The 23,590-nt window shown below is 49.3% G+C and carries 25 protein-coding genes, 1 tRNA gene, 2 other RNA genes, 1 pseudogene and 1 riboswitch; of the genes and pseudogenes, 12 read left to right on the forward strand and 17 right to left on the reverse strand.

Going from position 1 to position 23,590, the window contains the following annotated elements:
- Nucleotides 1-9 precede the first annotated feature (9 nt).
- Nucleotides 10-192, reverse strand: coding sequence for a hypothetical protein (locus FCL47_RS10000; RefSeq protein WP_136813368.1), 183 nt, complete (start codon nt 190-192; stop codon nt 10-12).
- A 488-nt stretch (nt 193-680) separates the two neighbouring features.
- Here FCL47_RS10000 and FCL47_RS10005 point away from each other — a divergent pair, with 488 nt between their 5' ends.
- On the forward strand, nt 681-1,424 hold the full coding sequence (locus FCL47_RS10005) for a PEP-CTERM sorting domain-containing protein (RefSeq protein ID WP_136813369.1): 744 nt from the start codon (nt 681-683) through the stop codon (nt 1,422-1,424).
- A gap of 146 nt (nt 1,425-1,570) precedes the next feature.
- Here FCL47_RS10005 and FCL47_RS25620 read toward each other — a convergent pair whose 3' ends face one another.
- The 10 genes and pseudogenes from FCL47_RS25620 to FCL47_RS10050 all read right to left on the reverse strand — a co-directional run bounded on the left by FCL47_RS25620 (nt 1,571) and on the right by FCL47_RS10050 (nt 9,693).
- A complete protein-coding gene (locus FCL47_RS25620; RefSeq protein WP_136813370.1) occupies nt 1,571-1,729 on the reverse strand; it encodes a YpsA SLOG family protein in 159 nt (52 codons plus the stop codon).
- Nucleotides 1,690-1,956, reverse strand: a complete 267-nt coding sequence (locus tag FCL47_RS25625; protein ID WP_136813371.1) for a YpsA SLOG family protein — start codon at nt 1,954-1,956, stop codon at nt 1,690-1,692. Before FCL47_RS25625 ends, FCL47_RS25620 begins: the two co-directional genes overlap by 40 nt.
- A gap of 106 nt (nt 1,957-2,062) precedes the next feature.
- The gene (locus tag FCL47_RS10020) at nt 2,063-2,275 is read right to left on the reverse strand and encodes a hypothetical protein (RefSeq protein WP_136813372.1); all 213 of its coding nucleotides are present in this window, start codon (nt 2,273-2,275) and stop codon (nt 2,063-2,065) included.
- Between the two features lie 122 nt (nt 2,276-2,397).
- Nucleotides 2,398-3,771 carry a site-specific integrase gene (locus FCL47_RS10025; RefSeq protein WP_167496448.1) on the reverse strand — a complete coding sequence of 458 codons (1,374 nt, stop codon included), beginning with the start codon at nt 3,769-3,771 and terminating at the stop codon, nt 2,398-2,400.
- Between the two features lie 120 nt (nt 3,772-3,891).
- Nucleotides 3,892-4,083: pseudogene (locus tag FCL47_RS25630) on the reverse strand (DUF6538 domain-containing protein); the annotation flags it as partial.
- Nucleotides 4,084-4,182: 99 nt separating this feature from the next.
- Nucleotides 4,183-4,548: a transfer-messenger RNA gene (ssrA, locus tag FCL47_RS10030) on the reverse strand.
- Nucleotides 4,549-4,574: 26 nt separating this feature from the next.
- Nucleotides 4,575-5,036, reverse strand: coding sequence for an SsrA-binding protein SmpB (smpB, locus tag FCL47_RS10035; RefSeq protein ID WP_136813374.1), 462 nt, complete (start codon nt 5,034-5,036; stop codon nt 4,575-4,577).
- Between the two features lie 48 nt (nt 5,037-5,084).
- The gene (locus FCL47_RS10040) at nt 5,085-6,893 is read right to left on the reverse strand and encodes a GspE/PulE family protein (protein ID WP_240744200.1); all 1,809 of its coding nucleotides are present in this window, start codon (nt 6,891-6,893) and stop codon (nt 5,085-5,087) included.
- 85 nt (nt 6,894-6,978) lie between these two features.
- On the reverse strand, nt 6,979-7,836 hold the full coding sequence (locus FCL47_RS10045) for a deoxyribonuclease IV (protein WP_136813375.1): 858 nt from the start codon (nt 7,834-7,836) through the stop codon (nt 6,979-6,981).
- 3 nt (nt 7,837-7,839) lie between these two features.
- Nucleotides 7,840-9,693 (reverse strand): M48 family metallopeptidase, encoded by a 1,854-nt coding sequence (locus tag FCL47_RS10050; protein WP_240744201.1) that lies wholly within the window; start codon nt 9,691-9,693, stop codon nt 7,840-7,842.
- Between the two features lie 223 nt (nt 9,694-9,916).
- Here FCL47_RS10050 and FCL47_RS10055 point away from each other — a divergent pair.
- The 7 genes from FCL47_RS10055 (at nt 9,917) to purF (ending at nt 16,541) form a co-directional block, all read left to right on the forward strand.
- Nucleotides 9,917-9,992 (forward strand) — tRNA-Ile (locus tag FCL47_RS10055).
- Nucleotides 9,993-10,228: 236 nt separating this feature from the next.
- Nucleotides 10,229-11,059 carry a Nif3-like dinuclear metal center hexameric protein gene (locus tag FCL47_RS10060; protein WP_136813377.1) on the forward strand — a complete coding sequence of 277 codons (831 nt, stop codon included), beginning with the start codon at nt 10,229-10,231 and terminating at the stop codon, nt 11,057-11,059.
- A 34-nt stretch (nt 11,060-11,093) separates the two neighbouring features.
- Complete coding sequence (locus FCL47_RS10065; protein ID WP_136813378.1) at nt 11,094-11,816, forward strand: zinc ribbon domain-containing protein; 723 nt, start codon at nt 11,094-11,096, stop codon at nt 11,814-11,816.
- Nucleotides 11,817-11,865: 49 nt separating this feature from the next.
- Nucleotides 11,866-12,221: RNase P RNA component class A (gene rnpB / locus FCL47_RS10070), an RNA gene on the forward strand.
- Between the two features lie 3 nt (nt 12,222-12,224).
- Nucleotides 12,225-13,406 carry a 2-C-methyl-D-erythritol 4-phosphate cytidylyltransferase gene (gene ispD / locus FCL47_RS10075; protein ID WP_136813379.1) on the forward strand — a complete coding sequence of 394 codons (1,182 nt, stop codon included), beginning with the start codon at nt 12,225-12,227 and terminating at the stop codon, nt 13,404-13,406.
- Nucleotides 13,407-13,433: 27 nt separating this feature from the next.
- Entirely contained in the window at nt 13,434-14,585 is a 1,152-nt protein-coding gene (locus tag FCL47_RS10080; RefSeq protein WP_136813380.1) for a M20/M25/M40 family metallo-hydrolase, read from the forward strand.
- Nucleotides 14,586-15,104: 519 nt separating this feature from the next.
- Nucleotides 15,105-16,541, forward strand: coding sequence for an amidophosphoribosyltransferase (gene purF / locus FCL47_RS10085; RefSeq protein ID WP_136813381.1), 1,437 nt, complete (start codon nt 15,105-15,107; stop codon nt 16,539-16,541).
- Nucleotides 16,542-16,596: 55 nt separating this feature from the next.
- Here purF and FCL47_RS10090 read toward each other — a convergent pair whose 3' ends face one another.
- On the reverse strand, nt 16,597-17,493 hold the full coding sequence (locus FCL47_RS10090) for a diguanylate cyclase (protein WP_136813382.1): 897 nt from the start codon (nt 17,491-17,493) through the stop codon (nt 16,597-16,599).
- 298 nt (nt 17,494-17,791) lie between these two features.
- Between FCL47_RS10090 and FCL47_RS10095 the strand changes: the two genes are divergently transcribed.
- Nucleotides 17,792-18,688 carry a hypothetical protein gene (locus FCL47_RS10095; protein WP_136813383.1) on the forward strand — a complete coding sequence of 299 codons (897 nt, stop codon included), beginning with the start codon at nt 17,792-17,794 and terminating at the stop codon, nt 18,686-18,688.
- On the opposite strand, the gene FCL47_RS10100 is transcribed toward FCL47_RS10095, so the two are convergent.
- Complete coding sequence (locus FCL47_RS10100; RefSeq protein WP_136813384.1) at nt 18,681-18,884, reverse strand: hypothetical protein; 204 nt, start codon at nt 18,882-18,884, stop codon at nt 18,681-18,683. The genes FCL47_RS10095 and FCL47_RS10100 overlap by 8 nt on opposite strands.
- Before the next feature lie 43 nt (nt 18,885-18,927).
- The gene (locus FCL47_RS10105; RefSeq protein WP_136813385.1) at nt 18,928-19,170 is read right to left on the reverse strand and encodes a hypothetical protein; all 243 of its coding nucleotides are present in this window, start codon (nt 19,168-19,170) and stop codon (nt 18,928-18,930) included.
- A 294-nt stretch (nt 19,171-19,464) separates the two neighbouring features.
- Between FCL47_RS10105 and FCL47_RS10110 the strand changes: the two genes are divergently transcribed.
- Nucleotides 19,465-19,884: a DsrE family protein gene (locus FCL47_RS10110; RefSeq protein WP_136813386.1), complete on the forward strand. Its 420-nt coding sequence runs from the start codon at nt 19,465-19,467 to the stop codon at nt 19,882-19,884.
- Nucleotides 19,885-19,996: 112 nt separating this feature from the next.
- A riboswitch (cobalamin riboswitch) is annotated at nt 19,997-20,225 on the forward strand.
- Nucleotides 20,224-20,577: a hypothetical protein gene (locus FCL47_RS10115; RefSeq protein WP_136813387.1), complete on the forward strand. Its 354-nt coding sequence runs from the start codon at nt 20,224-20,226 to the stop codon at nt 20,575-20,577. (Overlaps the previous riboswitch by 2 nt.)
- A gap of 63 nt (nt 20,578-20,640) precedes the next feature.
- Here the strand turns inward: FCL47_RS10115 and FCL47_RS10120 are convergent, their stop codons facing one another.
- From FCL47_RS10120 to FCL47_RS10130, 3 genes are read right to left on the reverse strand one after another with little or no spacing between them, the layout of a single operon-like run.
- The gene (locus tag FCL47_RS10120) at nt 20,641-21,603 is read right to left on the reverse strand and encodes an NADPH:quinone reductase (protein ID WP_205747275.1); all 963 of its coding nucleotides are present in this window, start codon (nt 21,601-21,603) and stop codon (nt 20,641-20,643) included.
- Complete coding sequence (gene plsY / locus FCL47_RS10125) at nt 21,600-22,199, reverse strand: glycerol-3-phosphate 1-O-acyltransferase PlsY (protein WP_136813388.1); 600 nt, start codon at nt 22,197-22,199, stop codon at nt 21,600-21,602. Before plsY ends, FCL47_RS10120 begins: the two co-directional genes overlap by 4 nt.
- Nucleotides 22,200-22,255: 56 nt before the next feature.
- The gene (locus FCL47_RS10130) at nt 22,256-22,756 is read right to left on the reverse strand and encodes a universal stress protein (RefSeq protein WP_167496449.1); all 501 of its coding nucleotides are present in this window, start codon (nt 22,754-22,756) and stop codon (nt 22,256-22,258) included.
- A 325-nt stretch (nt 22,757-23,081) separates the two neighbouring features.
- Between FCL47_RS10130 and def the strand changes: the two genes are divergently transcribed.
- A complete protein-coding gene (gene def, locus FCL47_RS10135; RefSeq protein ID WP_240744202.1) occupies nt 23,082-23,588 on the forward strand; it encodes a peptide deformylase in 507 nt (168 codons plus the stop codon).
- The last annotated feature ends 2 nt before the right edge of the window (nt 23,589-23,590 follow it).

Genomic DNA, 23,590 nt, shown 5'->3' on the forward strand with positions numbered 1-23,590 from the left:
CCGCTAGCACTATCTCAGCTTCGCCACAACCTCAAGATATTGATCAATAAGTTCAGGCTTAGGGTTTCCATACGCTTCCATTAAAAATGCCCTAGCAGCCTGATCATCAAGGTCGATTACTTCGTGAATTGATGTGGCATTGAAAATTGCATGAGCCTCGTCTATCAATTGCTCTATTCCGTCAGTGTCCATTCGGTCCTCCCTTGGTGTTTCTAGATTACGTTTTCTTGTATTACTGCAGAATAGACAGGTGACCTGACAAATTTCTTACATTTAGGGGAGGGATTTTGGGGGTTGCTCTTCGCTCGACTCAACGGGGGAGTGCTCAGGCACGATTTACGAGTCAGCAACGCTAAGTGGAAAAACCTCAAATTCACGAAATGGAATTTCAGAATTCGATAAAGTATCAATCACGCATAACTACCACCACTCTTTCTTTTAAAAATTTATCTGTGGATTTACAAAGCTGACCGGTGATTTTTCGTTATTTCGTATTTTCTTTCCAGAAAAACGAACAATTGTATTATTTTTTTGTGTATTCAGATGATCTAAAAAATATTTTTCCATCTAATAACAAACAATTAGGCAATATCATTTTATTTTAAATATTTGGCGTGAATTTTGCCAGACAATAGGCACGGCGCTTAATGTTTGGAGCTAACAATACATAGGGGGGGGGTATGAAAGGAATATTATCAAGATTATTGTTTATCGGATTGTTTTTTTTAGTCAACACAGGGATAGCCAGTGCCGATATTATAGAGGTTAATTTTGTTAGAGTATCGGATAATGCTCCTCAATTGCTGAATTTAGAGGATCAGTTACATCTCACTATAGCAGACAAGTCTTCTGCGCTTGCACTCTATCAGCAGACTATTAATGATGATCAAGTATTATTTGCATTCACAAATGTTGTCGGTATCAATTCAAGTATTTCTGAAATTTATCTTGACGACGCTTGGACATCATCTGGTTATCCAGCAAACCCAGAAACTGATAATCCGTACTTTGCATCACCCCAAATAATAAACAGCTTGGGTGGAAGTACATATTTTACTTTAGGAGCAAACCCAGCCAACTTACCTGAATGGGCCACCCTTTCACCATCTTTTCAAGCCACTACAATTCTTTCAGTTGATTCCGTGGGAAATCCATCAAGAGGCATAGATACAAGCACTGATATATTAGGTTTGGTCTACACTGTAATCCCCGATACTTCAATATTGGCTGGAATAAGCGCCGCATTGGCTTCTGGAGATTTAAGGATTGGAATGCATGTGACATCAATCGATCCTGGCGATTATAGTGATTCATTTGTAAATACGACTGTAGTAACCCCTGTCCCTGAACCGGCCTCCATGCTTCTTGTGGGTACAGGTTTAGCTGGTCTAGTTGGCGTGAGGCTCAGAAGAAAGAAGAAATAACATATCCTTTAATCCGGAATTCAAAGGCAGGGTCATTCATTTGGCTCTGCCTTTTTTTATGGGTTATATCCGAGATGTTTCCAGAACAACAACGATTAACCGCTATGCCTTCAGAATAAGCTGGACAGGCCGAATATTCATAATATCTAGCTGCTGATACTTCCAGCTACTACCTGAAGCGTCTTATAGTAAATTTCTGGGACCTTGCTTCCCCTGCTCCCAGCAACATTCAAGACCTCAATGCCATTCTCTCGGATAAAAGCCTTCAGTAAACCAACAGCCTCACCCATAGTAACTTTCCCCATGTCCAATGAATCATAGGCTTATCAGAATCGACCACATTCTTTTCAGTGCGCTTTGGGTAGGACTTGGTGTCCATCTCTTGCAGGTCATACCTTTCGGGAAGCGCACCGTCCTCAGTAAGTCTCCCTTTCGGTATAGATCCACCGTGCGGGACTCCATGCCTAATCGCAGCGTCTAAACCAGCAATGTCAGCTCCAGTCTGTCCACCTGATATGATTTTCTTTAACATTGGGTCATCACCAAAAAAATCAGGACCTATAAGATTTTCATCTCAACTCTTGTATCACTTCGAGGTATAAAATTTCTTTAGTGGCCATGGGGTTTGCCTGTTGGAGTTATGCTATTTCGACTTCTGTGATTTCTCCGATTTTAACGCTGACCACTCTATAGCCTTGCTCTGACATTATCTCAGCGAAACCCTTTTCAGCTTCACTGTCAGACACGAACCAATCAGAAAATACCGTTGAAGATATTCGTTCACCATTTTTCGTCACAACTCCATGATATTGAAAAAGTCCGTCTATTTCTTTTCTCTGTACGTGCTTCATATTCCCTACCTTTTTGTTATTTATCAATGAGCATTATGCCCAATGGGAACAAATGTAAAGAAAAACAATGCTAGGCAACAATTACTACTAAGCCACCATAAAGCGGGACACAGCGACCTTGATCAACCAGAAATCCACTTCAGGTCACTAAAATCAATCCCGTAGTCGAGCTTCTGGATTGCCTCCTTCAGCAGAATCTCAGGGGTAAACTTCTTGCCATACCGACCCATGGTTTCACTATCAACTGTGTGGCCGTCAAGCTCATGGATCATGAAGGGATCGACTTGCTTATGCTTGAGGTGAGTTATGAATGTATGCCTGAACGAATGGAAGGTCTGTCCTTTGCCAAAGCCTAATCGTTCTTTATACCGCCCAAACCATTTGCTGACAGTCTGTCCATATCCATCACGACGCTGCTGCAACTCAGGAAACAACCGTGCCTCACCTTTTCCCTGTAGGAATTTTGCATAATCGATCAAACCAAGGTCCATTAATTGCGGGTGAATTGGCACCAGTCTCTCACTGGACATATTCTTGAGCCGCTTCTCGTTCTTATCATTGATGTCAAACACCCAGACACCATCTTCCTGCCTGATATCCTCAAGGTGTAGCTGACATATTTCTTCCAAGCGACAACCAGTGTAGAGGGCAATGAGAGGCGTCCAGAAACCATAAGATTGTCTATGATTACCCTCACGATACTCTTTTGATCCAAACAGCTTCTCAAGGTCTTCCTTGGAGTAATCATTTCGCTCTTGGTCAACTCGCTTCTGGCTCTTTATCTGGGTTCCTTCAGCAGGGTTGGTGGTCATGTAACCGTTTCTGACAGCGTAATTGAATAGGCCACTCAACCTTCTGATGTATTTGTTCAAAGTATTTACGGTGAGTGTCTTGGGAGGTTTTGCAGCAATGATATCCTCAATGCTCATGTCTTTGTAAAGAGGACTCTTATTGAGATTAGGAGGCAATTTCATGAGAATTGTCTTGTATTCAGCCATCAGTTTCCGATCAATTTTATCGATAGCAAGGTCCCCCATCACCCGGACAAACAAAGCGAATATCGATAGGTTCTCAGCTTTGGTCTTCTCAGTCCAATTGCCAGCCTTTTCGACCTCACTCTGGTAGCTCTCTTGTACTTCAGAAAACTTCACTGCCGGGATTACTTCTGTTTTCGCCTCAGCACTCTCAGAAATGCCCTGTGCTCGTTGTTTTAATAAAGGTATCAGCTCATCGTCAGGCACAGAGTAATCACCCTGTGAACGCTTAATTCTGACCTGCAGTATAGACTGGAAGGCTACCATCAGCTCTCTGCTTAAGGTCTTATACTCTTCACTATCTGGAGCAACTTCAATGCCATGCTTGGTCAGCAGTCTGTTTGCCACTGGATGTAAGAAGGAATGATCCTGCTGCGCTAACCATCGTTTGACTGAGATATCAAGAGACTCTGCTTCCTTCTGGCCCATGCTTGAGCCACCAGTGACATAGAGTTCATCCATGGTGTGATTACCTAATGCTCTACACTTCTCGTCATCTTCGAGTGTCTGCCTGATGTACTCTCGAACCAATTGTTCAATACGCTCTGTAGAAAACTCTGACATGCTGCTGCGAACCTTTAAAAATAGTTTATGAATATATGATGCGATACAACGTGCTCGATGCTTCGCCACTCTCAGTATTCCAGTACGGAGAGAATACCTGAACTCACACTTGCTGACAATGGCCCTCAAGTCATTTGGAATACGTAATCTGAAGATGTAGCCAGAAGGACTCTGGTACAAATAGGTAGGGTTAGAAACAGAAAAGCCCATCTTTGATTCCTCTCGTTGGTTACCTTGTGGATAACGCAAGTGGATAAAGATAGGCTTTCGTGCATGAAGAATTCGACTTCTTCAATGATTTCAATAAGTTGGTGGAGGCGGCGGGAGTCGAACCCGCGTCCGAAAATGCTCCCCTCTCGTATCTACATGCTTAGTTCCGTGCTTTAATTTTCGTGCCGGGAACTCTGTCGGAACATAGATTTCCTGGAACTAGTCTGTGAGATCTCGTCCTCTGAAAGACAGGCAACCTTCAGGTGACCAGCCCGTTGAGTCGACGCCCCAAGTCCAGCCTTACGGGCGAAGGCTGGTGGAACGGCAGTATGACAGGTATTAAGCTGCTACTGCGTAGTTATAATCGTCTGCGATTATATTTATGTTCTACTGGTTTTACGAGCAAATAGAAGCTCGGCATGCAACAATGAGCTTACACATCCCCGTCGAATCCGTTTCGCCCCCTTTTTTATCTAGATTCAAGTTGCTGGTTATACTTTATCATGGCGCATCTCTCGCTGAATCTCGCGTTTACTCTGCTGTTCTTTGAGGGTGGCCCGCTTATCATATTCTCGTTTACCACGGGCAAGGCCGAGTTCAATCTTCGCCTTGCCGTTCTCTATAAAGTATATCTTCAGTGGTATCAAGGCAAGACCTTTTTCGTTGAGCTTACCGATAAGTTTCTTAATTTCGCGATGATGGAGCAGTAATTTTCGTACTCGAAGCGGCTCGTTTGGATTCTGGGTGGCAAAGGAGTACATCGAAATATGTACGTTATACAACATTACCTCACCACGGGAATCAATCTTCACATAGCCATCCCGCAGGTTCGCCTTGCCGGCCCGGAGAGATTTGACTTCCGGTCCCGACAGGACCATTCCGGCCTCATAGGTTGCATCGATATGGTAGTCGTGAAAGGCTTTCTTATTCTTGGCGACAATCTTTATGGCCATCAGCTGTTATCTCTTTTTTTCTCTTATTCTTATAATTATGCCTCGCATTTACGAGGCAGTCACCCGCAGGGCTTCTTGATAGGTCGTGATACCGCGCCGTACCTTGTCCCACGCGTCCTCGCGTAATGTAGTCATTCCTTCACGTATTGCAACCTGCCGTATTTCCAGGGTGTGCACATCATCGGCAACCATCTTTTTCACCTTGGAAGACATGGGAAATATTTCGAAAATCCCGCATCTACCCTTAAATCCAGTGCCACGACAATCCCGACAGCCCTTCCCGCGTTTCAGCACAAGACTGCCCGATTCCGCCACCGGAAAGCCCATTTTCAGAAGCTCTTCACTTTTCATCTCGAACTCCTCTGAGCAGCCAGGACAGATAGTTTTCACCAATCGCTGGGCCATGCATCCAAGCAGGGACGTGGCGATCATGAATGGCGGCAGCCCGAGGTCTCTCAATCGGGCAATAGACGAAACCGCATCATTGGTATGCAAGGTCGAAAAGACGAGATGACCGGTCATTGCCGCCTGCACCGCATGGGCGGCGGTCTCGCGGTCACGAATCTCCCCGATCATGATGATATCGGGGTCCTGGCGCAGAATGCTGCGCAGGATTGTGGTAAAAGTCACGTCAATCAGCGGCTGGACGGCGATCTGGTTAAACTCTTCATGCACCATCTCCACCGGATCTTCGATGGTGACAATATTTTTTTCCGGCGTGGCGATCTCTTTGAGGGTCGAATAGAGCGTTGTCGATTTACCGCTTCCGGTCGGACCCGTTACCAGGATGATCCCGTGGGGCGAGGCAATGAAAGAATTATACACCTCCATATCTCTTTTAGAAAAACCGAGGCTGTCGATCTGCTGAAACATCAAGTCGGAATCGAGGATACGCAGGACCGCCTTTTCGCCAAAGGCAACCGGAATGGTCGAGACCCTTATCTCCACATCCCTGCCGCTCTTTTCGCCGATTTTAATCCTGCCGTCCTGGGGCCGTCTTTTTTCGGCAATATCAAGGCGGGACAAAAATTTAATGCGCGCAACGATAGCCGCATGGACCGCCTTCGGCAGATTGTAGATGGTATGCAACGACCCATCGATCCTGAAGCGGATCATCGACACATTGCGCTTTGGCTCAATATGGATATCGCTGGCCCGCTGTTCAAGGGCGTAATGAAAGATATGGTTGACCGCTGTCTTGATATGCTGATCAGAGGAGGTAATCTCTTTCGCAGAAGAAATCTTCACATACCTCTCAAGATTGCCGATATCGATGGAACCAGCTCCTCCCGGAATGACCCCGTACTGATCTTCCGCCGCACTGATCGATTTCTGAAAGCCGAAAAAATCACCTATTATCCGTTTGATATCTGATTTTGTCGCCAGATACGGTTTTATCCTGATCTGATTGGCCTGTTCGATATCCGCCAGCGCCGCCTGACAGTCGGGATGATAGATGGCCGTTTCAACCACTCCATTTTCCATTTTAAACGGAAGAAGGAGCTGCCGAATGGCAAAATTGCGGGGAATGGTCTTGGTGGCAACCTCCATATCGAGATCAAGCGGATCAAGCTTTTTAAAAGGCAGATTCTTTTCTTTGGCGACAGCACGCATGATCACTTCTTCATCGATGACTCGTCCGTCGCCTCCCTGCAGCTTGAAGTTGAAGCCCACGGTGATATCGACCATATCCGGATATTCTTTATCGATCTCCCCTTCTTTGCCAGCCTGGCGCAGCAGCTTCTGACGCATTTTGCCTTTTTCCAGCGTGACAATCTGGCACTGTTTAGGGGTGAGCACCTTCAGCTTGACGAGGACGCCGAGAAGGGCATCGCTATGTAAAAATTTCAATGACATACCTTGACTTACCTTTGCAGAGAAAGAACGGAGTTTGCATCTATTCTCCCCCGTGGATCATTATTTTGCAAGAAGATAGCGAAAATTAGTGCGGAGTCTTTCGCAGAAGCGAACGGAGAACCTGCAGGTTTTGACGATCCTCTTCCAGGCTGTCGCTTTTAGGCGTTTCAAGGGTCATCGGCAGGCGGGCAAAACGTCTGTCGTTCAGCAGATTCTTGAACCCGTCGAGCCCGATGGCCCCTTGGCCGATATGTTCATGCCGGTCGACCCTGCTGCCCAGCTCTTTCTTCGAATCATTGAGGTGAAAAAAGAGTATCTTGTCCAGACCGACTGCACTCTCCAGCTCGGCAATTGTCGCCCGGTACCCATCCACGGTCCGCAGCTCGTACCCTGCAGCAAAGATATGACACGTATCAACGCAGACCGCCAGTAAATCGGGGTATTTTGAATTATCCAGGATATATGCCAGTTCCGCAAAACTGCTGCCAAGCCCGGTGCCCTGTCCGGCGGTAGTTTCGACCAGGACCTTGACCTTCCCGCTGCTTTGCTTCAATACTCTATCCAGCCCTGTGGTAAATCGCTCAAGCCCGGCATCAACCCCGTCACCGCCATGGGAGCCGGGATGCAGCACCACATACGGCACACCAAGCTGGGCACAGCGGTTCAGCTCCGAGAGCAGACCGTGCACGGATTTTTCCAATAAACCGTCTTTATCGGTAGCGAGATTAATCAGATAGGAGGCATGCGCAGCGACTGGCATTCCCCGGCTTTTCTCATGAGCTTTGCGAAAGAGTGCAATCTCTTCAGCTGTCAATTCGGCCGGATGCCACTGTCGCTGGTTGCGGGTAAATATCTGCAGTGCTTCACCGCCGACACTTTCGATGCGGGCAAACGCCAGATGCAGGCCGCCCGCGACCGATTCATGTGCACCCAATAACGGCATAGCCTACTTCAACTCCGCCTGGGCTGACTTTTGCGCCGCTTCGAGTGCAGCCATCGATTCCTCATACGTCTGGCTGGTAAACCTGATGATCCGCGCCAGGTAAAATCTCCGTTGGGATGGGTCCAGAGCCGCCGCTTCTTTTTCGGTACTTACTGCCGCATCGATCAGGCCATTTGCCCAATAGGCGGTAGCCAGCGTATCGAGTACATGCCCTTTCGGCTGAAGGGTCGCAGCCGCCCTGGCGAGAGTCAGGGCCTTCGCAGGATCCCTGAGTTTGAGGTTCTCGCTGGTCAACAGCAGCCAGGCAAAATTGTTCATGATCTCCGGGTTGGCCGGATCAAGACTGTACGCTTTTTCGTAGGCGGCCAGTGCTTTTTCTTCCATCTTTCGGGTCAGCATCAGATCGCCGATAAGCCGCTGCCAGAGAGCCCGGTCCGGTTCTTGTTTTATCTTCTGCTGCAGGACCGACTCGGCGAAATTTTCCTGATAACGCTGGGCCAGCATTTCCGTGGGGATCTGGTGAACCAAACCGAGGGTAAGCAGCAGTATTGCCACATACGCGATCAGACTGTAGCGGATCTTGCGGTCATGTCGCCTGACCAGTTCCGGGTCTCTTTCGGCATGTTCGAGACAGTCAATACGTTCGCCAATGCCGAAATGATGCCAGTTCGGCTGGTCACGGATATTACCGCTGAGAGCCGATATCTTTTCAAAGGCCGAAACCAGTGGCTGACCGTTGCCCATCGTCGCAAAACTGAAGAGATCGGCCTGCCTTTCGAAATTACGGATGAAATAGCCGAAAATAAACCGGAAATAAACCAGCATAAAAATAAGCAGCGGCACCGAACCCACCAGAGTCAGGGCCGTTTCCGCCGAAATACCACTCCAGGTAATCAAGGTATTTAAAGAATGCAGGGAGAGAAACATATAGATAAACGGCTCGGCAAGCATCCCGACCAACAGGCTGAAGCCCGTTATCAGAAAGACATACAGCACCAGATGAAACTTTTTCACATGACCGATCTCATGGGCCATGATGGCCTCGATCTCGCCGATGGACATGGTTTGAATAAGGGCCGGGGTAAGCAGAATATAGCGAAGACCGGGGACGATGCCCATCACCGCGGCGGTCAACATCTGTCCTTCAAAAAGAGGCCAGAGATAATAATCGGCACTGAAATTCTGCCTGGCACAAAACGCATCCAGATGTTTCTTCAATGCCCCTTCGGGCAATTTTCGGCATCCCCAAAGCCTGCGTACCAGCGGTGGAAAAAAAATCAGCACAAAAAAGAGGAAAAAGCCAAAAAGCAGCAAGTCACCCCACTCCGAGGCGATAACTTTCTGCAACCCGGGAAAGGGCAGGAAGGCAACGATATCGTAGAGCAAAGACAGCATAGCCCAGGGCAGGACAATAGGCAAATTGGCTTTGATATTGGACAGAATGAATGCCGGAGTGCTTTGTTTTCTGCCGAAGATCAGCTCATATTTGCTTTTTCCGGCCCGCCACATAATGGCCAGGAAGATGACAAAAAGCAGGAGCCCTGCCAGATTGACCAGGGCGGGTGTCGTGTCGCCAAAAGAGAGCAGGGACAGATAGTATTTTGCGTCGCATAAATAGAGGCTCATGCCAAAAAAGACCAGCGCGAGAATCGACAGCTGCTTTTCCGTCTGAAAATATCCCGCTGACCGACTGGCCCGTGATCTGCCGAACAGCCTGCCGGCAAGCCGGGCATAGCCGACCAGCAGCGCCAGAAAGAGGAGCAGCGCCTGCCAGCCAGGCAGAAGTGGCGCGGAAGGGACGCGGTCGATACTAAAAAGAAAAATTGCGACCAGAAACAAGAGAAGATTGGTATACATCAAGGCGATTCACCGGGTTTTAAAAAAGCATCCTAACGATCAATATATTTTAAAATTGTGTTTTAGTAGGATAGTTATCTTGTATTATTTCGCAACCAGAGATGCATCTGCCTGCATCCTGCCAGTCTTGAAAAGATTTTCTTACCGTTTTTGCTTTTTTGATTGACTTTATCCGCGATGTCATTTTTAATATGTTGTTTTATCTCTCAACAAAAAACGAGAGGGGCGCATAGCTCAGTTGGTAGAGCCATCGGCTCATAACCGATCGGTCGTAGGTTCGAATCCTACTGCGCCCACCAATTTTTACAGCAGCACTAATACAGCAGCTTTTGCGCAGAAACAACGGTTCCTTGAATAATTTAACATTACACATTACACAAAAGGGGAAGAGTACAAAACCCCTGATATATACATCTCGGTTCGGGCAAACAAGGCCTGAACGGGCGGAAAGACAAAAAGGTACATCCCCGGTGGGGTGTACCTTTTTTGTTTTATTTCCCATCTATCTGGACTAGATGCACGAAAAAAAATCGCTATGCCGGTACAAGTAAAGGACATTGTCGAAAGCCTGAATCAAGAGGCCCCCTTCAGCCTGGCTGAGGCATGGGACAACGTAGGACTCCTGGTCGGCGATCCGGACCAGGAAGTAACGGCTGTTCTTGCCGGACTTGACCCGACCAACAGGTTGGTGGAGGAAGCGATAGCCCTGGGTGCGAACACCATAATCACCCATCATCCGGTTATCTTCAAACCATTGCCGAACATCAATACCGCCGAACCCGGGGGCAGACTGCTGCAAAAGGCCCTTGCCGGTCAGATTGCCCTCATCGGCTGCCATACCAATTTCGACAGCGCCCGTGAGGGAGTCAGCGACTATCTTGCCCTCCAGCTTGGTCTTATCAACCTTTCCCCTCTTGTCTGTTCACCGGGCGACAATGCATCGGGCACAGGACTGGGACGCATCGGCTCGTATTCTTCCCCGCTCGCTGCAGTTGATTTTGTGGCGCGGATGCTGCGCGTACTGAATCTGCCAAGCGTGCAGATGGCCGGAACACTGCCGGCAAAGATCACCACGGTTGCCATCTGCGGCGGAAGCGGTTCAGATTTGGCCCCCCTGGCCTTTCAGCGCGGTGCAGACGTCTATCTCTCGGCCGAAATAAAACACAGTACAGCTTTGTGGGCCGTGGAAAACAATTTCTGTATTATCGACGGCACCCACTACGCAACAGAAAAGCCCGCGGTCGCCCTCCTGGTTAAAAAACTGCAGGAAGCCGGGGAACAAAAGAACTGGAACATCAGAATTCTACAAACGCAAGACGAACATCCCCCTTTCGTTTTGCTGGATAAAACATACAACCCTCAATAAATACCAGAGAAACACATTCCATAGGAGAATCATCTTGAACGATATCTTAACCCAACTTGTTTCACTTCAGGCTATTGATCTGGAAATCGATCAAATCGACAATGCCATCAAGTCTGAACAGAGCGGACTCGACGAACGCATGTCCGCCCTGGCGAAAAGAGAGGCTTTCATTAACGAATTGCAGGAAATAATCAGCGCTCTGCAAAAGGAAAGCAAAACCCTTGAAGGTGAGATGGCCGACAAGATGGATCATGTCAGAGAGCGCCAGTCGAAAATGATGCAGGTGCAGACCGGTCGTGAGCAGACAGCCCTGCTGAAAGAAATCGAAGACGCCAAGAAAAGCGCCAAGGAAAACGAAGAAAAGATCATGACCATCATGGAGTCGATCGAAAAACATTCGGCGCAGATGGAAGAGGAAAAAAACCTGCTGAAAGGCGAGAAGAAACTGGTTACCGAAGAGACGAATAAAGTTCGGGCCAACATCGAGGCGATCAACAAGGGCAAAAAGAAAAAAGATCAGATTCGCATTGACCAGGCCGGCAAGATAAAGAAATCGCTCCTGCGCAAATACGACACCCTGCGGCAGCATCGCAATGGGCTTGCGGTTATTAATGTGGTCGATGGTGTCTGCCAGGGATGTTTTATGGCACTGCCGCCGCAACGCTATAATATGCTGCTCAAAGGCGACGAAATCTACGATTGCCCAACATGCCAGCGCTTGAATTATTATCTGCCGCCGGCCAAAGAAGAAAACTAACCGTACGTTTTCGCTTTGACTTTTACGCGTTTCCCACTACATTAGCAAACGGAGCGGGTGCATGATCGCTCCGGTCTTACGACCGGAGAGGAAAGTCCGAACTCTACAGGGCAGGGTGGTTCGTAACGCGAACGCCGGGCGACCGGGGGAAAGTGCCACAGAAAACAAACCGCCTGGATCCATCAGGTAAGGGTGAAACGGCGAGGCAAGAGCTCACCGCTTCCATGGTGACATGGGAGGCACGGCAAACCCCACCCAGAGCAAGACCAAATAGGGAGATGTTTGAGGGCGGCCCGTCCGAGATCTCCGGGTAGGTTGCAAGAGGTGTTGAGCGATCAACATCCCAGTGAAATGATCATGGCCCTTCACCGGGTACAGAATTCGGCTTATAGCCCGCTCCTTTTTTAAATGACACACTCAGCTGCAGCCATAATTCCCGCCGCCGGATTCGGCACCAGGATGCACCTTGACCATCCGAAACAGTATCACCTGCTGGCAGGTGTACCGATTCTCGTCCATACCGTCCGTGCCTTTTTCAATCATGGCAGTATCAACCGTATCGTGGTCGTTGTTCCCGCCGACTTCATTGAACAGACCAATACATTATTTACCCGCCACCAGCTCAACAGCAGCAACCTGACAATAATAGCGGGTGGACGCCGGCGCCAGGATTCCGTCCGGGCCGGTCTTGAAACACTCGATAACGATATCGCAATCGTCCTGGTCCATGATGGCGCCAGGCCACTTGTCACCAGGGAAATCATCGACAGATGTTATCTTGCCGCCATCCGGCATGGCGCCTGCATTGCCGCAGTGCCGGTAAAAGACACGATTAAAAGAGGTGACGACACCGGCAGGATTACCGCCACCATCGACCGGACATCCCTCTGGCAGGCACAGACCCCCCAGGCGGTCCGCAGGGAACTGCTGGAAAAAGCCTATCGCCAGAACGGCGATGCCGATGTCACCGACGAAGCGTCCCTTCTGGAAAAAGCGGCAATTCCGGTAACTCTCGTTGATGGTGCTGAAACCAACATTAAAATCACCCGGCCGGAGGACCTTCTCCTGGCTGAAAAAATAATGCACCAGGATCTGCTGCCCAAAATGCGTATCGGTCATGGCTATGATGCCCATCGTTTTACTCAAGACAGAAAACTTGTACTGGGCGGCATAACCGTCCCCCACAGTCATGGCCTGGCTGGACATTCCGATGCCGACGTGCTCACCCATGCCCTGTGCGACGCCCTCCTTGGCGCCCTTGGCTTAGGTGATATCGGCAGACATTTTCCTGATTCCGATCCAAGGTTTGCCGGCATTTATTCGATTACTCTGCTCGAACATATCGTCGCGCTGGCCGAGGAGCACGGATACAACCTTGCCAATGCCGACATCACGGTCGTCTGCCAGGCGCCTCGCCTTGCACCCTACATTGACCAGATGAGAGAACTGCTTGCCCGCACCTGCAAAATCGCTCCCGGTGCTCTCAACATTAAAGCAACTACCACGGAAAAAATGGGTTTCACCGGAAGAAACGAGGGTATCAGCTGTCATGCCGTCGTTCTTCTTCAATCCCTCCAAAGCTCAGTCTAACAACGAAGATACCATAGAGGCTCTATCATGACCATTGCCATAAACCGGGAGCGGCTGGCCGCTACCTTTGCAGAATTATGTGAAATAAGCAGTCCTTTCAGAAAAGAAGGAGCCATCGCTGCCTATCTGAAAGATAAATTTGCTGCGCTGGGAGCCGATGAGGTTTTCGAAGATAATTCAGCTGTCAAAACCGGCTCGGAGTCCGGCAACCTCATCGTCCGTTTTAACGGCAGCTTACCGGAACAGCAGGGGTTTTTCTTATCCTGTCATATGGATACGGTTGAGCCCGCCGATGGCGTCAAGGTGGTGCGCACCGGTGATGTCTTCAGCAGCAAAGGAGACACAATACTTGGCGGTGACGACAAGAGTGGGATTGCCGCCATTCTCGAGCTGCTTACCCTGCTGAAAGAACACAACACCCCGCATCCGATGCTGGAAATTATTGTCACCACCTGTGAGGAAATCGGCCTGCTTGGCGCCAAACATCTTGAATACGACCGGCTTTTGACCACCTATGGCTACGCGCTGGATTCATCCGGCATAGATCACGTCATTGTCGGAGCCCCGGCGGCCAACAAGATCAAAGTGGAAATTAAAGGGTTGGCAGCGCACGCAGGCCTCTGCCCGGACGCGGGGATAAACGCTCTCACTCTGGCGGCTGAAGCCTTAAGCAGTCTGCGCATGGGCCGGCTAGACGAAGAATCAACCCGAAATTTCGGGGTCATCCAAGGCGGGGTGGCGACCAATATCGTCCCGGAACGGATCGTCTTACGGGGCGAAGTCCGCAGCCATTCCACCGACAAGCTGCATCGCTACACCAAAGAAATTTATGACACCTTTGAACAAACCGTGGCGCGCTGGCAGGGTGGTCCAGCCACTGGCGATAAGCGCCCGCTCGTCACTTTCGACATCATTGGTGATTATCCGGCACTGTCTCTTGCCGACGACACCCCGGTAATCAAGAGGATACGCAAGGCATCGGCAATGGCCGGGAAAAACCTGCAATACATCGTCGCCGGAGGTGGCAGCGACGCCAATATCTTCTGCGGTTATGGCCTGCCGACGGCTATCATCGCCACTGGCATGGATAAGGTACATACCCTTGAGGAGCAGCTTGATCTCAACGACCTGGTCCGCCTGACGGAAATTCTCCACGCCGTGGCCACAACTCCTTTTTAGTGACTTAGAAAGAATGTTCTTGTGCTTTCTACAAGTACATTCTTTCGTTAAGGAACTTATCCCCGTCAAGCGAGGACTAAACAGAGTCCCGCAATGCTTTTAGGCGGGATTAGTGACCAATTATTAAACCTCTTGTGCTTTCTACAAGAACATTCTTTCGTTAAGGAACTTATCCCCCTGGGGTACTGCCAAGAGTCCCGCAAAGCCTTTGGGCGGGGTTAAATTGAAAGATTGCCACTAATTAGTCAAATTCCCAGTATCTTGAGCACATACAGCCTGTCCACTCGAACGATCGTCCGGCAAAGGGACTCGAAATATTTTATGCCTGTCGGCTTTGTTTCTTATTGAATTTCGGCAATACTTATTATAGGTTTCATTGTTTGGGTTACCGGAAGAAAGGCACAGAGGTTGTCACTTTGTGCCTTTCGCGGTTTTTGATGGCATTGTAACAGGCCTGATATTCAGGATTTTCACAATGTCATCTCTGCATCGAAAAAAACAACCTAGGACCAACTCCTGATGTTACAACAACAAGCCGGAAAATTGTCAGACGGACGTCCCACCCACGAGTGCGGAGTCTGTGGTGTTTTTAACCATCAAGACTCAGCCAAACTTACCTATTTCGGCCTCTATGCCTTACAGCACCGAGGGCAGGAAAGCGCCGGTATTGTCACGTCTGACGGGACCAAGGTGGCCATGCACAAAAACATGGGCCTCGTTCCGGAAATTTTTACCGAGGAGATCCTCCAGGGATTAAAAGGACATTTATCCATTGGCCATGTTCGATATTCTACCACCGGGGCCTCAAATATCACCAACGCGCAACCGCTGATGGTTTCCCACAAGGGAACAACGCTGGCGGTTGCCCACAATGGCAATCTCGTTAATTCCATTGCCCTGCGCAATGCCATGGAAGAACAGGGGTCGATTTTTCAGACCACCATGGACAGCGAAGTGGTCCTGCACCTTATGGCCCGTTCCACCCATCTGGGCCTTGAAACTGCGCTGAAAAACACCTTCACCTCGCTGCAAGGAGCCTACTCGCTGCTGCTCATAACCGAGAAGACCATGATCGCGGTGCGCGATCCTGACGGGTTTCGACCACTGTGTCTCGGCAAATTAAAAAACGGCGGCTGTGGCCGCGCTGGCGGCTGGGTGGTCGCCTCCGAGACCTGCGCCCTTGATCTTATCGAGGCCGAATTTGTCCGGGAGATTGAACCGGGGGAAATTGTCATTTTTCAGGAGAGCGGCATCAGGTCGATCTTTCCCTGGCCGAAGCAGGACACCCATTTCTGTATTTTTGAACAGGTTTATTTCGCCAGGCCAGACTCGGAAATTTTTGGGATCAGCGTCTACCAGGCGAGAAAACGGATGGGTGAAATTCTGGCCAGGGAGGCAAAAATCGATGCCGATTTCGTCATGCCTTTTCCCGATTCGGGCAATTACGCGGCTATCGGCTATTCCCAGGCATCGGGTATCCCGCTGGAGATGGGAGTCATCCGCAACCATTATGTCGGGAGGACCTTTATTCAGCCGACCCAGTCGATGCGGGACTTCAATGTGAAGGTAAAACTCAATCCGGTTCGCTCTTTTCTTAAAGATAAAAGAGTTATCATCGTCGAGGATTCAATTATTCGGGGGACAACAGGAAAAAGCCGGGTAAGGGCCCTGCGCGAGGCCGGCGCCAAAGAAGTCCATATGGTGGTCAGTTGTCCGCCAACCCGACATGCCTGCTACTATGGCATCGATTTTCCAGACGTTAACCAGTTGATTGCCAATCAGAAAAAAATAGACGAGATTGCGCAATATCTCGGGCTGGACTCTCTGCACTACCTGAGCCTGGAAGGGCTTGTCAAGGCAACCGGGATGACGAAAAAGAATTTTTGTCTGGCCTGCTTTGACGGGGAATATCCGGTGGCACCGGATCGTACTTTTCGCAAGGATGCCTTAGGCTGAAAGCTGTTCTCCTGCGCTGACGGGTGCTTTTCCAACGCACCCGCAAAAGAGGTGATCACACCCGCGCCACCACGCAGTTCTTGCCGGCATTTTTGGCATCGTACATGGCTTGATCTGCCCTTTCTCTGATGGCTGCTTCATCCATTTCTCTCGGCAATTTAATGTTTCTTTTGCACGAGACAAGACCTATGGACAGGGTTGTTGTCCCAAAGCTCTGTTCAACAAAGCTGAGCAGAATGCGCTGGACTATCTCCGTACCCTGATTGGCGGTAGCCTGGGGCAGCAGGACGGCGAATTCATCTCCACCAAGCCTGAAACACATATCTACTTTATCTCTGGTGCATTCCCGCAAAATATCGGCGAGGTTGATAAGAACTTTATCCCCCTCCTGGTGACCATGCTCGTCGTTGTACTGCTTAAAATTATCGACATCAATAATCGCCAGCATCAAGGGATAATTCTGCCGATGGGCCCGCTCCACCTCGTCGGAAAAACGTTGGTCAAACGCCCTTCTGTTCAGGATCGAAGTCAGCCCGTCCTGCATTGACAACCGCTCCAGCTCTCGCATCATGCTTCGCTCACGAACTGCTCGAGCCAGTTTTGCCTCAAGCTCCGCCTGATCTATCGGTTTTTTGATAAAATCAATGGCTCCGGCTTTTATTACCTCTGAATAACTGGCCTTTTCATGATAGCCAGTCGAGATAATAACATCCGTTTCCCGATAATTTTCAATGATATGGGCAAGCAGCTCCAGGCCGTCCATCCCCGGCATGACGATATCGGAGAAAACCAGATCGACTGCCGTCGATTTCAGTACGGCAATCGCCTCAACGCCATCACCGGCAACCAGACAGTGGTAGCCAAGAGAGCTCACCAGGACACTCAGCGTCATGCGGACCAGCTCGTCGTCATCAACTATCAACACTACAACGGCATCTTTCTTTTCTTCCATCTTATTCCGTCACGCATAGATAACGCATTATTATAAGCGGGTGCATCTCTGGCCTAATTTCAAATTTGTATGTCAAATTGTACCCATAAAAACACATAAAGTCTAGACACCACTTCAATTGTATCACAAAAGTATCATACACGACAATCTAACATATATTAACTGTTCGATCTCATTATAGGTTATGTAAAATGAGAAAACATGATAAAATTATCGCAAGTGTCTGTTTTCCGGCAGGTCTATTTGTACAATTATTGCAGTCATTACGTAAATTGACAACACACCCCAGGCAATCAATATGGAAATGAAGAACCTGACCCACATCTTCGAGGGAAACTCTAACGGTACCCCTTTGGATGAAATTATTTTTCTTGCTGCAAAAATCTGTCCTTCCATCGATCTTGGGCTGATCCGGGAGGTAGACGACGACCTGACCGCGATTTTTTCTGAGTCATTTCTCCATTTCCCTGAAAATACCGTCCGATACCATAACCTGCGTCACAGCCAAATGGTGGTATTGGCTTCCGCCCGTCTGTTCCATGGGCTCCATTGCAAGCATATCCACGTTTCGTCCGAAACCCTGTTCAAAGGTCTGCTTGCCGCCTATTTTCACGATACCGGGATGCTGCCCCAGGAACGTGACCAGGCGCATTCCGATGGGCAGGAAACGGTAAAACACGAAACACGATCGATTCTCTTTCTTCAAAAATATGTGGCACAAAAGGGGTTTACCCAGGAAATTTTCCGAGACTGTGCGACAATCATCCGTTACACCGATCTGGACAGTGATCCGGCAACTTTTGACTATCACAGCCATGAGATCCAGCTTGCCGGCCAGGTTGTCGGGTCAGCGGATATTCTTGCTCAGATGGCCGACAGATATTATCTGGAGTGCCTGCCACTGCTCTTTGACGAACAGCAAGCCGGAGGCATAAATCGACATGATTCAGCCCGGGAACTCATGGAACATACGGAAAAGTTTTATCACGAAGTGGTTTTAAAGCGGCTCTCCACCACCTTTTCCAATACATCGCAGGCGATGCAGACCCATTTTCGCGAGATGTATAAACTCGACAGGAATCTCTATCTGGAAAACATTCATAAGAATATCAATTATCTTAAAAAAATTATTGCACAATGCGACAGCCCGGACTGCCTGAACCAGCGCCTGAAACGCAATCCCCCGACTACTTAGTACGAGGGTCCCGGCCCGTCTCAAACATCTCAAACAGATCGTAAAAAAGTTTGGTGACCGTGCTGAAATGGGTGGCCGACCCCGAACTGGCATAGGCCTTGGTGAGCTCCATTGCTTTGGCGATACTCTCCCGGGAGTCCAGATTGTTGGGATCCTTGATGGCCTGCACCAGCCGTTTACCGATATCTTCTTCCACTGCAGTCTTGCCCCTTTCCTGGATTTAAAAAACGACGTTAGCCTTAAGAATCAAGGTTTTTTCTGTTGCAGACGATACCGACCTTGCGATTGAGATTCTCCAGGAATTTCGAAAGTTTCTTTTCGGCATTTCTGATCACGTTGGTGATTTTCACCTCGTCGAGAGCGCCAACTACTGTCCCGCAGGCAACACATTGAATAAGACAGAACTTCTGCCCGGTTTTTGTCGTAACGGGAACAGCTTCAAATTCGTGATATTCACATGTCGGGCATTTTGACCTGGCCATAGACATACCTCTTGATAGTTTTAAACACTCAGTCGTTTACCATAACGCTAAACAGGTACCTGTTCAAGGGCGACTTTTACACTATTAATAATCCATGCCTGCTGCATCATCGGCTCAGCTCTCTGATTTTTATAAATAAAGATTGAAATATCAAATATTCGGTGCTACCATCAAAAACAACTTTTGTCAGTTAGGATTGAAAGAAACAGCTTAAAAGGCAATATTTATTTCCGCGTATCCTCCCGGTTGACGGGGAGATACATTTTATTCACAACCATCCAAAAGGAGATCCACATGAAAATCATTTTTCAACTACTGCTGGCACTGGCGTTGTGTACCGGAACTTTCACCACCCCATCGCACGCGGGAGACACGGACCCGCTGTTCATCAACTTGACCAGCAATGATGCACATCGCGCGAATATGGCAATCACCTTTGGCAGCCAACAGCACGAACGCGGCCATGCATTAACAATTTTTCTCAATGACAAGGGGGTTCTGGTCGGCTCCACGACCCAGTCCAAAACTTTCGCCCACCACCACAAAGCACTGACGGAGATCATGAGCAAGGGGGCCACAGTCCTGGTTTGCCCCATGTGTATGAAACACTTCGGGGTTAAAAAAGAGGATTTACTGCCAGGGTTGAAGGTTGGCAATCCTGAACTTACAGGCGGGGCCTTGTTTAAGGACAACACCAAGACACTCACCTGGTAACAACCCTATACTGCTTCGTACCGGAAGATGTACGTGAGGGGACAGGCAACTGCTCTGGGTGTATTCTTCGGTAATTTTTACCGATTGACACCACAAATAAACCACGATAACTAACGCATATTATTTTCCAGGTTTCACGAGAGTGGAGCAAGGGGGAACCCGGTTAAAATCCGGGACGGGCCCGCCGCTGTAACCGGGGACAAACATTGCAGTAAAGTCACAGTTTGCCATTTGCAAACGGGAAGGCGCAACCGCCGGTCAATGGATGAAATCTTCACCCTGGCCGAACAAAGTGAATGGGATCTGATCAGAACGAAGACCGGCGGATGCAGAGACCATGTGATTCGGGTGCTGATCGTCGGCATTCTGCACCGAAATTACGATATAGGTCGGGGGATGGAGGCGGAGGCCGCCGTGGCGCCGCTGCTGGGCAGCTTCGGGACGGTACTTGGTATTTTCAATCCTTTTGAAATGCTGGGAACCGGCTCAATCACCGAAAAAGTGCCTGTTCCATCCACGGCCATAAAGACCGGACCAGCCAGCCCCCACTATGACCAAAAACCCGAAACCACCCTATCCACCTGTCGCGCGAAAGCGCGGTTGGCAGGGAGTGGTTCTTCTGCCGGTCCGACCAAAAAGAATGTCCCTACATCCATGAAAGTACTGTTACCGGTGCATTTGCTCCTGCAATGAACCTGGACGTTACCGGGACAGCAGGCTTCACCGGCAAAGGACCTCAGTTCAGGATAACGCCCCTCAGGGGAGAAGTACTATTTTGCCGCAATTGCCATCATTCATAACCAATTGGTGGGCCATTGGCGCTTCGGCCAGAGCCATCTCACGGCTGATGCCTGGCACCAGGACGCCGCGTTCCATTGCCGATGCCAGGGCGGAATGCGTTTGATTTGTTTCTTCGGGAGTTGCATTGAAAACGGCAAGGCCTCTGATTTCGGTTTCTTTGCCCATGGTCAGCCGGGGATCAATTTCAATGCGGCCCCTGCTGCCGATGATAACTACCCGTCCACGCCGGGCCAGCAGATGTAAATCCTTTTCCAGGTTTTTATTGGCAAGCATCTCTAAAATAAGATCAAACCCTGCGCCGGAGCTCGCCTCAAGGAGCTTGTCTTCATAGCCCGGCTGGTTATGAGAAACCGCCTGAGCTCCGAGTTTTTCTACCAGGGAACACCCCCGATCACTGCCGGCCGTCCCGTACACGCTCATCCCGGCATCCCTGGCCAACTGCACTGCTGCCTGGCCAACCGAGCCGCTTGCCCCGTGAATCAGCAGGCGCTCACCCACCTTGCCCCGGCCCCGGATAAAAAGCGCCCGCCAGGCGGTGGCCGCAGGAACACCGATGGCAGCGCCCTGCGCAAAGGAAATATTTGCCGGCAGCCTGAAGACCTGATCTGCTTTGCAGAGCGCCATTTCAGCATAACCGCCACTGACTGTCGCGACACTATAGACCCGATCGCCTTTCTGCCACCGGGTAACTTCCGGGCCGCAGGACGCAATAGTCCCAGCCACATTACCGCCGGGAGTATAAGGTAATTCCGGCAGCATGGGATACGTTCCGGCGCGGATATAGGTCTCGACCGGGTTGACGCCAATTGCCGCAACCTGCACCACTACCTCATCCGGTCCGGGTAATAGGGCAGGTTTTTCGACCAGTTCCATGACCTCGGGCGCACCAAATTTTCTTACTTCGATAGCCTTCATCATCTTCCTCCTTTCTTCCAGCTTTTTTCCTTGCCGTGCAGCAACCGGTTGATATTTTCATGATGCTTCAGCCAGATGAGCAGAGCGATGCACGCCGCCGTACCGATGGTTATGCTCGAGGCGCCGAGAAAATACAACCAGAGGGGAATAAGGCCGGCGGCGAGTAAGGAGCCGGCAGAAACAAAACCAGTCAGTCCAACAGTTGCCAGAAAAACCACCAGACTGATCAGTATCGCCGGGGCAGAAAGATATAAAAACACCCCCATTCCAGTCGCGACCCCTTTGCCACCACGAAACTTTAAATAGACAGGAAACATGTGCCCCAGCACCGCCATCAAGCCGGTAAGGGCGACTACCAGCTCTTTGCCCGCCGATTCGGGCAGCAGGGCCGCTGCTCCATACATTGGCAGAAAACTTTTGAGACAGTCACAAATCAGGGTAATACAACCGAGCTTTTTACCGAGCAGTCTGTTGACATTGGTAGCGCCGATATTTCGACTCCCCTGCATGCGGACATCGACACCAACCATCTTGCCAATGACCAGACCAAAAGGAATCGACCCAACCAGATAGCCGATTACCGGCAATAAAATATGCATATGTTCCAAGACCTGAAAAGAGAATCTACAAAAACAACTCGTCCGCCAGAGCCAACTTAATCCTCGTTGCCCAGATGCCGGATGATTTTCCTGCGGAGTTTATCAGAAATTTCTTCATCACGATAGGAAATGACCGTAACCGGGCATTTCTGAAACATTTTCTCTGCCACCGATCCTGTAAAAATATGGCTGAAATCATGGGCTTTTACCCCCATCACCACGACATCCACATTTTGATCAATCACCACTTTCAACAACTCGTTTGCCGGGTCGCCGATACAGAAAGTATGGGTTAATTTTTCCTCAGTCAGCATCAGTTCACCCATAATTTTTTTCAGCTCTTCCCTTCGTTCAGCTTTAATGGTTTCAACATAATGCTCAACATCCACCTTGTAACCAAAGGAGGTGATCTTATTCACTGCCTCCAGACTACGCTGGTTGATGACATTGGCGACAAGCAGTTCAGCGCCGGTAGCTGCCGCCAGATCGGCGGCAAACCGCAGGATTCCCTTGGAGTATTTAGAAAAGGCAAGCGGTACCAGTATTTTTGTAATCATCAATTTCTCCCGAGTGGATGATAGCAGGGTGGCTGAGAAAAACTCGTCAACTCTTCGGCAACACAATAAATAACATATCCCCTCATTACAAGTAGTAATACATTTACGACAAAACACCATCAGCAAGACAGGTATTTCCCTGCCCGTCGACACAACACGCTTGCCAAGCCTTCGATTCCCTCCTCCTGCCCGCTATCAATTAGTCAATAGCATTTACTCATGTCATGCTTATCTTTGTAAGCGTAGCAGAAACGGAGCTGCTATGGTACATTGCCGGCAACAGAAAAAATCAACTATTACTGAGGATGTTTTAAGAGATATACCAATGAGTATTCAAAGAATTTACCAATATCCAGAACCGGTTTTACGCCAGAAAACGGAAAAAATTGCAACTTTTGACAACGGCCTGGCCCAGCTGGTCGAAGACATGGCGGAGACCATGTACGACGCCCCGGGCATCGGCCTCGCCGCGCCGCAGATCGGCAAATCAATCAAACTGATTGTCGTCGACATATCTGAAGACAAGGAAGGGGAAAAGAAATTCATGCCCCTGGTCAATCCCGAAATCGTAGCCCATGAAGGAAACCAGATAGATGAGGAAGGTTGCCTGAGCGTCCCTGAGCTGACAGCCAATGTCAAAAGATATCAGAAAGTCACCGTCGCCTATCAGGATCTGCAGGGACAAGCTCACGAACTGTCGACCGAAAATCGTTTTGCCGTTGTCCTGCAGCACGAAATCGATCACTTAAACGGTATTCTTTTCATTGATCATCTCAGCCCTTTGAAACGGAATCTGTATAAAAAGAAAGTGAAAAAGTGGCTGGAAAAATAACA

The organism is Desulfopila sp. IMCC35006 (assembly GCF_005116645.1).
In the GTDB taxonomy this organism is placed as follows: Bacteria; Desulfobacterota; Desulfobulbia; order Desulfobulbales; family Desulfocapsaceae; genus Desulforhopalus_A.

Excerpts from the sequence above, each read along its gene's own strand:
- FCL47_RS10000 (WP_136813368.1), bottom strand. The coding sequence starts at position 192 with ATGGACACTGACGGAATAGAGCAATTGATAGACGAGGCTCATGCAATT.
- FCL47_RS10005 (WP_136813369.1), top strand. The coding sequence starts at position 681 with ATGAAAGGAATATTATCAAGATTATTGTTTATCGGATTGTTTTTTTTA.
- FCL47_RS25620 (WP_136813370.1), bottom strand. The coding sequence starts at position 1,729 with ATGGGGAAAGTTACTATGGGTGAGGCTGTTGGTTTACTGAAGGCTTTT.
- FCL47_RS25625 (WP_136813371.1), bottom strand. The coding sequence starts at position 1,956 with ATGTTAAAGAAAATCATATCAGGTGGACAGACTGGAGCTGACATTGCT.
- FCL47_RS10020 (WP_136813372.1), bottom strand. The coding sequence starts at position 2,275 with ATGAAGCACGTACAGAGAAAAGAAATAGACGGACTTTTTCAATATCAT.
- FCL47_RS10025 (WP_167496448.1), bottom strand. The coding sequence starts at position 3,771 with ATGGATGAACTCTATGTCACTGGTGGCTCAAGCATGGGCCAGAAGGAA.
- smpB (WP_136813374.1), bottom strand. The coding sequence starts at position 5,036 with ATGGCCATAAAGATTGTCGCCAAGAATAAGAAAGCCTTTCACGACTAC.
- FCL47_RS10040 (WP_240744200.1), bottom strand. The coding sequence starts at position 6,893 with ATGTCATTGAAATTTTTACATAGCGATGCCCTTCTCGGCGTCCTCGTC.
- FCL47_RS10045 (WP_136813375.1), bottom strand. The coding sequence starts at position 7,836 with ATGCCGTTATTGGGTGCACATGAATCGGTCGCGGGCGGCCTGCATCTG.
- FCL47_RS10050 (WP_240744201.1), bottom strand. The coding sequence starts at position 9,693 with ATGTATACCAATCTTCTCTTGTTTCTGGTCGCAATTTTTCTTTTTAGT.
- FCL47_RS10060 (WP_136813377.1), top strand. The coding sequence starts at position 10,229 with ATGCCGGTACAAGTAAAGGACATTGTCGAAAGCCTGAATCAAGAGGCC.
- ispD (WP_136813379.1), top strand. The coding sequence starts at position 12,225 with ATGACACACTCAGCTGCAGCCATAATTCCCGCCGCCGGATTCGGCACC.
- FCL47_RS10080 (WP_136813380.1), top strand. The coding sequence starts at position 13,434 with ATGACCATTGCCATAAACCGGGAGCGGCTGGCCGCTACCTTTGCAGAA.
- purF (WP_136813381.1), top strand. The coding sequence starts at position 15,105 with ATGTTACAACAACAAGCCGGAAAATTGTCAGACGGACGTCCCACCCAC.
- FCL47_RS10090 (WP_136813382.1), bottom strand. The coding sequence starts at position 17,493 with ATGGAAGAAAAGAAAGATGCCGTTGTAGTGTTGATAGTTGATGACGAC.
- FCL47_RS10095 (WP_136813383.1), top strand. The coding sequence starts at position 17,792 with ATGGAAATGAAGAACCTGACCCACATCTTCGAGGGAAACTCTAACGGT.
- FCL47_RS10105 (WP_136813385.1), bottom strand. The coding sequence starts at position 19,170 with ATGGCCAGGTCAAAATGCCCGACATGTGAATATCACGAATTTGAAGCT.
- FCL47_RS10110 (WP_136813386.1), top strand. The coding sequence starts at position 19,465 with ATGAAAATCATTTTTCAACTACTGCTGGCACTGGCGTTGTGTACCGGA.
- FCL47_RS10120 (WP_205747275.1), bottom strand. The coding sequence starts at position 21,603 with ATGATGAAGGCTATCGAAGTAAGAAAATTTGGTGCGCCCGAGGTCATG.
- plsY (WP_136813388.1), bottom strand. The coding sequence starts at position 22,199 with ATGCATATTTTATTGCCGGTAATCGGCTATCTGGTTGGGTCGATTCCT.
- FCL47_RS10130 (WP_167496449.1), bottom strand. The coding sequence starts at position 22,756 with ATGATTACAAAAATACTGGTACCGCTTGCCTTTTCTAAATACTCCAAG.
- def (WP_240744202.1), top strand. The coding sequence starts at position 23,082 with ATGAGTATTCAAAGAATTTACCAATATCCAGAACCGGTTTTACGCCAG.